9 protein-coding genes and 1 pseudogene are annotated in these 10973 nt (G+C 54.3%); 2 read left to right on the top strand and 8 right to left on the bottom strand.

Annotation, left to right across the window (positions count from 1 at the left end; all coding sequences use genetic code 11):
- The 7 genes from VKV29_RS09465 to abc-f form a co-directional block, all read right to left on the bottom strand.
- Nucleotides 1-786: hypothetical protein (locus VKV29_RS09465; RefSeq protein WP_324201061.1), on the bottom strand; the 786-nt coding region annotated here is incomplete at its 3' end.
- Nucleotides 786-1559, bottom strand: a complete 774-nt coding sequence (locus VKV29_RS09460; RefSeq protein ID WP_324201060.1) for a DUF6754 domain-containing protein — start codon at nt 1557-1559, stop codon at nt 786-788. The genes VKV29_RS09465 and VKV29_RS09460, both read right to left, overlap by 1 nt.
- Entirely contained in the window at nt 1543-1869 is a 327-nt protein-coding gene (locus tag VKV29_RS09455) for a hypothetical protein (RefSeq protein WP_324201059.1), read from the bottom strand. Before VKV29_RS09455 ends, VKV29_RS09460 begins: the two co-directional genes overlap by 17 nt.
- The gene (locus VKV29_RS09450; RefSeq protein ID WP_324201058.1) at nt 1869-2348 is read right to left on the bottom strand and encodes a hypothetical protein; all 480 of its coding nucleotides are present in this window, start codon (nt 2346-2348) and stop codon (nt 1869-1871) included. The genes VKV29_RS09455 and VKV29_RS09450 overlap by 1 nt, the downstream gene beginning before the upstream one ends.
- 178 nt (nt 2349-2526) lie before the next feature.
- On the bottom strand, nt 2527-3966 hold the full coding sequence (locus tag VKV29_RS09445) for a glycosyl hydrolase family 79 C-terminal domain-containing protein (RefSeq protein WP_324201057.1): 1440 nt from the start codon (nt 3964-3966) through the stop codon (nt 2527-2529).
- A gap of 101 nt (nt 3967-4067) precedes the next feature.
- Nucleotides 4068-4310, bottom strand: coding sequence for a hypothetical protein (locus VKV29_RS09440; protein ID WP_324201056.1), 243 nt, complete (start codon nt 4308-4310; stop codon nt 4068-4070).
- A gap of 364 nt (nt 4311-4674) precedes the next feature.
- Nucleotides 4675-6678 (bottom strand): ribosomal protection-like ABC-F family protein, encoded by a 2004-nt coding sequence (abc-f, locus tag VKV29_RS09435; RefSeq protein WP_324201055.1) that lies wholly within the window; start codon nt 6676-6678, stop codon nt 4675-4677.
- A gap of 529 nt (nt 6679-7207) precedes the next feature.
- On the opposite strand from abc-f, the gene VKV29_RS09430 reads away from it, so the two are divergent.
- Nucleotides 7208-8059 carry a hypothetical protein gene (locus VKV29_RS09430; RefSeq protein WP_324201054.1) on the top strand — a complete coding sequence of 284 codons (852 nt, stop codon included), beginning with the start codon at nt 7208-7210 and terminating at the stop codon, nt 8057-8059.
- Between the two features lie 150 nt (nt 8060-8209).
- Nucleotides 8210-10519 (top strand): tetratricopeptide repeat protein, encoded by a 2310-nt coding sequence (locus VKV29_RS09425; RefSeq protein ID WP_324201053.1) that lies wholly within the window; start codon nt 8210-8212, stop codon nt 10517-10519.
- Nucleotides 10520-10735: 216 nt separating this feature from the next.
- Here the strand turns inward: VKV29_RS09425 and VKV29_RS09420 are convergent.
- Nucleotides 10736-10973, bottom strand: a pseudogene (locus VKV29_RS09420) (DNA polymerase); the annotation flags it as partial.

Below are 10973 nucleotides of genomic sequence, written 5' to 3'. Positions count from 1 at the left end.
GTTTCCGCGCTCCAGCCCAAGCCATATCCGTAGCGACATCGCGAGAGCGCCTATATCGAGGCCAAACGCGATAGCACGTATTACCGCCACATTGGCCTGCGTGAGAATCCAGTTGCGGATGTTCTCCACCCGCAAGGGGGCAGGGAAGGTGTGTGTAAGATAGGTACCAACCGGAATCTGGCCTAGCATCACCACCAATGCGGTGACGAGCAGAATAGTGGCCTCCAACGAGCGCACCCGAAACGCCCGATAGGCTGCGGAGGCGATGTAGAAGGCGATGAGCGAAAACATGGTGGCGTCAAGCGACTGGAGAAGGCCATCGAACAGAATATGGTTCAGCGCTCTGCTGAGGGCGTTCGGGTGACTGTGGTGCCACAGGCTCACAAGAAACATGGCAAAGAAACTAAGAAAGAAGGCCAAACTAAATATCGCATCGCTCGCTCTTTTCACGAGGCGGCCAAGATGTACCTGAAAAAGGTTGATCACCCCCAATCCGATGGTAAAGCCGACAATGGCCTGACTAATGTTCCCGAAGGCGGTGGTATAGGGGGTTAAAACGTTTTGGTCGGCGTGAGGGCCGCTTTTGGCTACCGGTAAAAAGAACTCAAGGGCGTAGAAAAGCCCCCCGATAAACGTAACGAAACGGATAACATGCCGCCGCGCCGGCACGGGAACGAGCTGCAGCACCAAGAAGAGCACAAGGCACGCGAAAAGTACCCCGGCTACATATAGTGCCAACAGGGTTTTGCTATGAATCGGGTGCAAGAACCCTCGCAGCAAGTCCACTATCCTGCTCCTAATAAGAAGCTCTTGATTAGCGGGAGATAGATCGGCCAAACAGAGGCTACAGCAATTCCGATCAGCACGCCGAGGATGAGAAGAAGCTTGCAGAGGTCTTGGCCGACAATGCTCCCTAACAAAACCGGATCGCGCGTGAGGTAGGCACTGGCAGCATAAAACTCATCCCCGATGATCACATAATCGCAGGTTGCGATGAAAAAGGGTATCTGAAGTGTCGAGGGCGTCCCCGCGATCTGAATGGCCCCGATCTGTTGGCCAACCTCAGAAAAGATAAGGGCTTCGGCATAGAACGACCCGAAATAGAAGCAGGCTGCCGTGCGCTCTCGCAGAATGGTTCCGGCGACCGCAGCGGCGAAGGAGAACTGGCGATTCGAGAGAAAGCGCACGTTTTCGGGGTCGAAAAGTTCGGGCTTTCCCTCCGACACGTAGACATCCTGCAGCGTCTCTTGCACCAGGGGTAGTAGGGTTGTATCGGCAACAGGCACAAGCAGTGGGGTTCTGTAGCGACAACCGATACGCGCAACATAGGCTAGGATGGCAACGGCTTGTAAAGTAACAATGTCAATGCCGCCTAATCCGGGAACGCCTAGCATCGGCCTACCCATTTCCGTGGCCCTGCCCACCGCCTCTTCAATGGCCGTTAGGCCGTAGATGCGCCGGATAAAGAGCGTGCGCTGGCGTGCCACATAGATGGCTGCAAGGATGATGATGCTAAACAGAGGGATGAAAATACGCACGGCATTATTGGCATGAAGCATGCTTCTCTCCTTCCGAAGCTACGGCGTTAGGGGCCGATGCCAGCGTCTCGATGCGCTGTATAAGCCGCTCTATGTTTTCTCGGTTTTCGAGCAGCCGAGAAAACTCCTGAACCTTTTGGGCGCCGAAAAGAGGAGCGAGCAGCGTGGCCGAAAACACGATCCCCTGCCCCACAAAGAAGGAGATCGGCTTGTGCATCTCCAGCAACATGATGGCCGGAACGTGCAATTGACGGCGATGCACCCACTGTGCTATCTCTTCGATCAGGGCTTCCAAACGCTTCTGGTCGAGCGGGCGGTTCCAATCGAACATCAGAGTGCCTCGTTTATAAGATGAGGCGCCCACCGTGCAATCGCGCCTAACACCATAGCGCGGTCACCAACCGAACCGTCGTTTGCGAAACGGAGGTGGAGACCGCGAAATCGCTCTAACGGCGAGGCAACGGCAAAAGGAGATACGTAAAATCCATTCTCTTCGCTTACCAAGCGTTTAGCCTCCTGCCACTGAAGCCCTTGACGCAACAGAAATCCGTTCAACCACACACCATCGGCATCGAGACGATAGGTAATTGGAAACAGATATTCGCCTGCAGCCTTGCAAAGCAATATAAGCGCCACCAATGCCAACAGCAGTTGGCCGAAAAGCACCCAAGCGCTTAAAACACCCAGTAAAACAACGGCGCCTACGAACGGCAGCTTTTGCGGTTGACTGCGCAAAAGATGCACCTGCCATACCACGGCATCCTTAGGAACAGGAACGTCAGCACAGAGTTGTTCTTGGCCGTTTTGCATACGTCCATTATATCACCTCCTTGTAGATTTTCAAGTGAGGTGCCGGATGAGCAACGCCGCCTCAATCTAGCTGCGGCTTCTCGCAGTAGGGTAGGCACAAGGCCTACCCCCTACCCTATTCCCACAGATGCCTATCCCTATTTGCGACGGGCTAAAGCCCTTCGGTGGTCAAGTGGAACTACTTATAGAACGTGATCAGGACTGCACTGAGGGCCGGCACGGAGACAATGGCCCTTCGATCGTTTACCTTCACACGTTCGGGGTCTACCGGGCTCCATGTCCCATCTGCCGACACCGCTCGACCTCCCAGCGTTATGCCCTCTTGGGCATTTGCTGCCGGCCCGCTTAGGCGAAGCATCTCACCATACCGAAAAGAAGACGGCAGTTGCAGATGCACCTCGGCGCCGTTCTGAAAATCCTTGTTGATGATCGCCACGTAGAGCCGCCCTCTAGAGCCGGCCACTGCATGGGCTACCACATTGAGATCAGAGGGCGCATCCACTTGTACCTGAACAGGTCGGCCTTGGGACGCCTCGTGGAACAACAGGATGCCATAGTACTCCGGTGCCGCCGAGAACACCCCGTTCTGTTCCCAAATGGGGCTATAGCCTCCTCTAAAAAAGCCACCATGAAAATTGACTCCGTTTAGGCCATATTCGGCCACGCGAAAGAGGTAATCGGCAACCCAAAGTGCGGCGACATAGGTATCGCTAATGCCCGGCATACCCCCTCCGGCAACGGAGTTCGTTTCCGCCATGCGCAAGGGCAAACGGTAGGGTGCCACATCGGAAGCCAGCTCTTGCAAGTGCTGATCCTCCCAATTCGCTACCTTCGTGCTCAGCAGCTGTTCTGCCGTAGGTCCCTTGCTGCCGGGTGCATGATACAACGGATACATGTGAAACGAAACGAGGTGGATTTTTGAGGCGTCATCTCGAAGGAGTTGTGGCAACCAACGATAGCCCTGATAGCAACAAAAAGCCGGAGCAACGATCGGAGTGCCGGGTGTCTTCTGCTCGATGGCGGCAACATAGGCTGTGAAATCGTGATGATACTGCGCATAGTTCCACTCCCGTGTGCGCCACCCGTTGCCGCCATAAAGATCGGCCTCATTGCCGATTTCAATGCCCGTCAGCGTGCTGCCACCATGCGTCACCGCATAGTGCGCCTCATCGCTTGCCATCTGTGGGTCGAAATGCCCCAAGTTCACCCCAAGAATAACATGCCAGCCGATGGCGTGCGCGAACTTAAAAACCCTATCGAGGTCAGAACCCGTTAGCACGGTAGGGTGCCGAAGGGGTCGGGGCGCAGTCTGATTCGCATCTATAGGTACCTGCAGCCAAAATGTGTTTTCCACGCTGTTGCCGCCGAATCGAAAAGAGCCTGGTCCTAGATTCCGCAGCAACTGCACATAAACCCGATTAGAGAGATCAAAGTAGGGACTTGTAAGGGCAGGCGCTTCGTAGCTAAGCCCCAGAAAGTCTTTGGGGATCGCCGGGGCCACCGGCTCTGGTAACACGCGAACGTCCACCACCGGTGCCGATGGAGCAAAAGCATAGAGGGGCCACACCAAGGCCGTAAAAAGCAGTACGATACCCCACGGCGAAAGGCGAGTACGCATCCTCTCACTCCTTTCTAAAAGCAAATTCCTTGTTGATACGCAAAACCCTCGGCCTTTTAGACGTAACAAGGCCGAGGATGTTCACAAGTTAAGAAGGGACCTCAGGAGGAGAGGAGAGAATAGTCGGTCGGTTTCTCTACCGTAGGTTGCTGTTGTTGGATAAGGGCCCAGGAGTAGACACGCCGATAGCAGGCGACGCGGCCATCGAGACTTGCAGGCAACACGTCCTCCTTTTCGAGCCACACCTCTCGCTTCCCATCCACCTGCCGGTAAAGCCCCGGCATCACGCGCTCTCCGGCCAAATAGAGGTCTTGAAACTCTTCGCGTTCTATAAAGTCCCACATCACGATGATTCTCCTTGTAAGCTATCGCCTACGGCGAAATACAAAGTAGGGTCTAAGTGTTTTTAGGCGTGCTCGAAGGCCTTCTAGGGCCTCCGAGCACGCAAGGGGAAGAAACGATAGTGCACAAGTCTGGCCACTCGATAAGCGGCTTCGAGATAGTTCCAGACGTACTGGGAGTGCTCTACCAAGCAATATTATCGGGTTGAATTGAAAACTTATGTAGAGTGTTTTTAAGCGAACACGGGGAGATGGATTCTTGGCTCAGCGAATCGCAGCTTTTTCATAGCCAGCACTAGTCTTTGACTAAACCTAACTTGAGACAACTCAATCTTCACACGATGCGGCTTTTTGAGGTTTGGAATGGTTAGGCGCCGATCTTTTCGGCATAACGAGCCGCCTCCTCCCAAAATCGCATGGCCTCCTCAAGCGCCTGCTGAACGCCATGATACTCCTGTGAAAGGGCAACTACATTGTCCGTAGGCTTAGGATGAAAAAGGCGCTCCTCTAGCTCTTTCAAGCGATTTTCGAGAGCCTCCACACGCTTTTCAGCTTCCTCCACCTGCCTGCGCGCTTTGCGGCGCTCCGCGTTTAAAGCGTGCAGATCGGGTCGTGCTCCAGCCGAGCCTGCCGCCCTGTGAGGCCGCTCCGAGAGCAGACGTTCAAGCGCCGAATCGTGCGTAGTAGGTTTCGCCAAGGGACCAGCCGAGCCTGCAACACGCGTGTTCGCAGGCTGGTATCGCTCTCTGTACAGGCTGTAGGGCATATCGTACCACCGCGCTTGGCCGCCGGCGATCTCCAAAGTCCTTTCCGTTGTCTGATCCAAGAGGTAGCGGTCATGCGAAACGAGCAGGAGTGTTCCTTCGTAATCTTTCAGCATCTGCACGAGCGCTTCGCGCGATTCGATGTCGAGGTGGTTTGTCGGCTCGTCTAACACCAGCAGATTGGGCTTCAGCCAGGTGATCTGGGCCAATACAAGCTTATTTTTCTCGCCACCCGATAAGAACTTCACCTGGCGAAAAACGTCGTCACCAACAAAGAGGAAGTGCGCGAGGTGGGTGCGCGCTTCAAGCGGGGAGATCGTCCCTACCTCTAGCATATTCTCCAGAACGGTGGCCTCCAGATCGAGATCGCTCGTATCCTGCGCGAAGTAGCCTACGGTAACATTCTGTCCGAAACGCACGGTCCCTGCATCCGGCGTCTCCCGCCCCAAAAGGATACGCACAAACGTGGATTTACCGGCTCCGTTTGGCCCTACAATCCCAATGCGCTCGCCGCGCTGCACAACCCCGCTAACGTTTTCAAAAAGCTTTTTGCCATCATACTGTTTGGTAAGCCCCTCGAAAACAAGCACTTCGCTTGCGCTCACACGTTCCGACAGAGGGGAAGAACGTCGGCCTTGAAGTTTGATGCGAAGATTTTTACCGGTTGGTTTAGGTGGCTCAACAAGACGTGCCTCTAAGCGCTCGGCCCATCGTTTCCGAGCCATCGCCTGATTGCGTCTCGTAGGGGTGCTCTTCCATTTTTCGTAGAACTCCATCAGACGGGCTATTTCGCGCTTTTCGCGTTCATATACCTCCTCCATATGTTTCTGGCGAGCCTGCTTCTGTAGTTGAAAGTGGGTATAGTCACCCCGATAGAACGTCAATTTCCCTGCCTCTAGCTCGGCGATCTGAGTAGCAATGCGGTCTAAAAAATAGCGGTCATGTGATACCAGCAGCAGTGCACCGCCAAACGCTTTTAAGTAGCTTTCTAACCACTCAATGGCCTCGATATCGAGATGGTTTGTAGGCTCATCCAAATAGAGCACATCTGGGCCTGAGAGAAGTAGTCTTGCGAGTGCCAGTCGGGTCTTTTCTCCTCCCGACAGGAACCCACACGGCTTTGACAAGTCCTCCGGCGCAAAACCAAGCCGATAGAGCACTTGGGGGACATCGCGAAGCACCGCATATCCTCCCATAATCTCAAAGCGTTCCTGTAGTTGACTATATTCCCAGATAACCGGTTCCAAATCTTTTTGCTGCACCTCTTCAGGAGAGAGAGCACCCATCTCGGCTTCGATCTGGCGCATACGCCGCTCCATCTCCAAAATAGGAGCGAAGGCCGCCTGCGCTTCTTCCAGCACGGTCTTCTTCGGATCAACGGCATCCTCTTGACGTAGGTACCCAAAGCGAACACCGCGTGCATAACGCACATGCCCTCGATCCGGCTCCTCTTCACCGGCCAGAATGCGCAAGAGGGTTGTTTTGCCGGCCCCATTGCGCCCTACCAACCCCACCTTCTGACCCCAATCCAGGCGAAAGGTTACGCCGGTAAATAGGGTGTCGCCGCCATAGGATTTTTCCAGGTTTTCGACATGCACTAAGCTCATCTTGCGCCTTCTGCTTCGTCTACCGTTTTATGCTGACTTCTAGATGTTCTTACGATGCGAAGCGAAATCTATATACCAGATTTGGTAAACTACCGCGCCTAAAGGCGAGAGCCCCTCTCGCTTCGTTCGAGATGACATCGGCATTCGTTCTCTCCGCTATAGCGTTTGTCACCTCGAACGTGTAGCGGAGATGTCTGCCAACGCAATCGCACGCTTCGTGCATTCGGCCTTCAAGGCCCTTCCTCTCATTCGAGATGACATGGTTTCCGCGCGCACATTTCGATGAGGAACTAACGGCGATGGTAAGCTGTTTCCTTTTTATATAAGGGGATACAACCTGATTAAGCAAACCTTGGCCGGTCAGGCAACGGTGGCTATAAAGATTATCTAGGTTCCCTAAAATTTTCTGTTGAACAGAATCGCCTTGCACGTCGTCAAAGTATTAGGATATAATAATTTAACCGTTCAAGATTAAGATGGATGGGCCACAGCGCTTTTCATAACACACCTATGAAGGGAGAAAACACCTATGACACATCCGTTAACCGGTCTTGCTTCTTTCGGTAAAAAGACCCTCGCTTTCATTATTTTAAGTGCTGGTGGCCTGCTTCTTCAAGGTGCCTTGGCTGCAAAGGCAACTCCCGGCGTTCCCCCCGGAGCGTTCTTACTCTATCCTGCCAACAGCACCCGCGAACTCATTCAAGAAGTCGAACACGAATCAACTGTTGCCGATAGGTACAAACGCCATTTCGATATCGCAACAACGGGCGATGTAGAGCTTGCCCTCGCTCAACTTCATCTTACACGCCTTCCTGCCGACCGCGATCTTCCTGTATGGTATGTTCACATCATCAACGGAGCTGAAATCATGGGCTATAAACTGCGCCACGTTCCGGCAGGAACCCTGGTATTCGCCGATGGTAAAAACGCACCCGTCCTGATCGCCGAATGCGGCAACCCCATCGGAACCGTGTCTTTGCCACCGGCTAAGAGCGTGGCCCATAATCAGTTTGACTTAACGCCCTCCCTAACCACGCCCGTCTCACCGGTCACTCCACAGCCCTACACTCCCATCTCTACACCAACACGGATCGCCGATCTCGAAATTCCCGCTTCAGCGGACACCCTACCCTTGCGTCCTCCGGGTTTGCCGCAAGCCCATTTTTCCGGCATACCGTACACCGGTGCCCTAGCTCTCCCCTTTTTCTTTCACAGCGGTGGCTCTAACGGGGGTAACCTCCTTGGTGCGCTGCCGCCACAGTTCTCCAGTTCGGGCGGCTTCTCACCACATGGCATCGTGCCGGAAGGAGGTTGGCTCTCCTTCGTTGCCGGTATGGGGCTGCCTCTGGTGTTTATGAGAAAATACAAGAAACGAGGCTAGTACTATCGTATGCAAGGTCGAACCTCATGCTTCAGCAGTTGTTCTGCATGGGTCGCTCTTAGCTTGCTTTCCCTTTTTTCTTTTTCTGTGGCCTATGCCGACTCAGTACAAGAACAGTTCGATAGAGGGTTTCATCTCTACGAGTCTTGGGTGCAAAACCATCAATCAAATGATCTGGATCAGGCGCTTAAAGAGATGCAAGCTGCGCATCGTGAGGCCCCCAAAAGCCCTATCATTCTCCAATGGATAGGTTTCTTACAAATCGCACGCGGCGACTATACGGACGCGATAGACCCACTTCAACAAGCCATTCTCCTCGACCCTAAGCAAGGCCTTCCCTATGTGGATTTAGGGTTTGCTTACCATAAACTCGGTCTCTATCCGGACGCCGCCGAGGCTCTACAGCACGCCATTACGATCTATGGCTCTATGCCGAAGCCCGATGTGCGCGACCCTTACCTCTACCGCTGTTACTTCGATCTCGGCACCGTCTATTTCGACGCCGCCACAAAAGCTCAAAACAGTTCCCAGAAAACCGAGTTTTTGAAGAATGCCATCGCTGCCTACCAAAAGGCAGCAGCCTTACCTCCTAGTGCCTCTGTTACGGCGCCAACGGGCATTCCAAGCTTGCCCCCACAATCCCTCGACCGGCCGGCGCTCTATATCGCTCTTGCTTCTGCGGCACTGAACGCAGGAGATATCCAACTTGCTTCCGAGTCGGCGACGAAGGCCACGCAACTCGCACCCGACCGAGAGACCGCTTGGCGCCTTCTCGGCTTTATCTGGCTAAAAGCAGCCGATCAATCGAAAGATGCAAACGCGCTCTCTAATGCCCAAACCGCCTTCGAAAAGGCATTGTTGCTGAACCCAAAAGACTACGAGGTGCGCGAGGGTCTAGGACGCATCTACCTTGCTCAGAACCACTATAAAGAGGCCTATGAGGCGTTTCAACAGGCTGCTACCGACCGCCAAGCGGCAGGTCAACAGGCAGCTTTACCGCCAAATATGCTTTACAATAGTGCCGTCGCAGCCCAAAAAGTAGGAAAAATCGAAGAGGCCATTCAGCTCTTCCAAACCTATCTTAAGACCAACCCCCATGATGAGAGTGCCCTTGCCTGGCTCGGTGCGTGCTATCTTCAACAACATCAATACGATCAGGCAATCGAAACCCTCCGTCAAGCGCTCGACATCTCTCCGTCCGACACCACAGCACGTCTTAATCTCGCCAGCGCCCTCATCGCCCAAAAACAGTATGCATCGGCCACCAAAGAGTTGCAAGAGCTTGCCCGGCAAGAGCCTAACTCCCCCTTAGTCGCCTACCTGCTCGGCACCACCCTGGCCAATACCGGTGACTATGCAGCCGCTGCAGCCTCTTTGCAACGCTATGCTCAACTCGATCCTCAGGGCCAGGCCGTCCCTAACGGCGATGGATTTTGCGCCCTTGGCGACGCTCTGCAGCATCTCGGGCGTAATAGCGAAGCGATCGCCGCCTACCAGAAAGCCACGGAACTTGCTGCCTCTAACGCCGTGGCTTGGCACAACCTCGGCATTCTTACTCTGCAGGACGCCCTCCAGAAAAAGCTTCCCCTCTCCGCTCCGGAATGGCAAACAGCCCAAACGGCGCTCGATAACGCCGTCCAACTTCAGCCCAACGACTATGCTGCTATCGAGGCCCAGGCTACCCTACTTGCCCAAGAAGGCAACAATGTTGCAGCGGCAGAAAAACTCCAGACCGCCTTAAACCTCCATCCCGATTCGATCTCCGCCCTACTTCTACTCGCCAAAACCCAAACCCAGCTAGGGCACTACACAGAGGCCGATAGCGCCTATCGGCAAGCTCTCAACCGAGACCCACAGAATGTGGATATCGCTCTTCTCTATGCGCAAAACCTTTTGCATGAGCAAAAATACACCGAAGCGTCCCATGTGCTGGCGCCAATCTACACGGCCAATCCCTCCCACCTCCAATTAGCCCTGTTCTACGCACGCAGCCTTCAGCTTGATGGCCAAAAACAGGCGGCGATACAGGTTCTTCAGAAGGTGGTTACCCTTCCTCAACACGGACAGGAGATGGCCCTCGCCCTACGTATGTTAGGCTACCTGCTTGTTACCAGCGGAGACCGCAAGAATTGGCAGCGTGCTAAAGAGGTGTACCGGCGTGCCCTGGTGGAACAACCTAATAACGCCGAGGCCCTCAACGGACTTGGGCTTGCTGTTCTTAAACTCGGCCGGCCGAAGGAGGCGATTCCCTACTTTAAGAAGGCCATTTCCATAGACCCTTCCTATGTAGATGCCGTTAACAACATTGGGGTTGCACGCGAGCAACTTGGCGACATCCCCGGCGCGCTCGGCGCTTTTCGCCGCGCCCTCCAAATTGATCCGCAGAACCAGGTAGCCCAAGAGAACATTCAACGCTATCGAGGCTGGATCAAGGTGTTCGAGAAAGGCTCCTCTTCTTAACGGAGCCTCATTCTGTGTGACGCTCTGCCGCGGCTAAAAGCGAAGGTCCCTCTCGCTTTGCTTCGAGATGACATGGTTTCCGCGCGCACATTTCTGTGTAGTCTCTCTACCCACAAGGAGTAGGGCTTCCAAGTTCAGCGGGAACTTCTGACTGTCTCTCGTCTTAAGTTTCCCCTTTGGCGTTTAGGCTCTCTGCGCTTCCTGTGGCGAGTAGGCTCATTTCTGCAAGGTATTCGGGCCGATGCCAATGGAGCAGCGCATTTGGTCGCCGAGTTGGACCTTTATGGCGCGCTTTACCTGACGGGCTAAGGCCTCCTCCATCGGGCGCCCCTGCACCGTACGCCCGATCCCACAAACCATCTCGTCTATGCTAAGCACCTGAACCGACACGAAATAGGCTTGAAGCAGCTCACAGAGAGCACGATGATACTGCACATAAAGCAGGGGGCGCGCC

It is taken from the genome of Chthonomonas sp. (assembly GCF_035294165.1).
GTDB lineage: Bacteria > Armatimonadota > Chthonomonadetes > Chthonomonadales > Chthonomonadaceae > Chthonomonas.
The sequence above is the reverse complement of the archived record's forward strand: the minus strand, read 5'-3'. Positions and strand labels throughout refer to the sequence as shown.

Excerpts from the sequence above, each read along its gene's own strand:
- VKV29_RS09450 (WP_324201058.1), bottom strand. The coding sequence starts at position 2,348 with ATGCAAAACGGCCAAGAACAACTCTGTGCTGACGTTCCTGTTCCTAAG.
- VKV29_RS09460 (WP_324201060.1), bottom strand. The coding sequence starts at position 1,559 with ATGCTTCATGCCAATAATGCCGTGCGTATTTTCATCCCTCTGTTTAGC.
- abc-f (WP_324201055.1), bottom strand. The coding sequence starts at position 6,678 with ATGAGCTTAGTGCATGTCGAAAACCTGGAAAAATCCTATGGCGGCGAC.
- VKV29_RS09455 (WP_324201059.1), bottom strand. The coding sequence starts at position 1,869 with ATGTTCGATTGGAACCGCCCGCTCGACCAGAAGCGTTTGGAAGCCCTG.
- VKV29_RS09430 (WP_324201054.1), top strand. The coding sequence starts at position 7,208 with ATGACACATCCGTTAACCGGTCTTGCTTCTTTCGGTAAAAAGACCCTC.
- VKV29_RS09445 (WP_324201057.1), bottom strand. The coding sequence starts at position 3,966 with ATGCGTACTCGCCTTTCGCCGTGGGGTATCGTACTGCTTTTTACGGCC.
- VKV29_RS09440 (WP_324201056.1), bottom strand. The coding sequence starts at position 4,310 with ATGTGGGACTTTATAGAACGCGAAGAGTTTCAAGACCTCTATTTGGCC.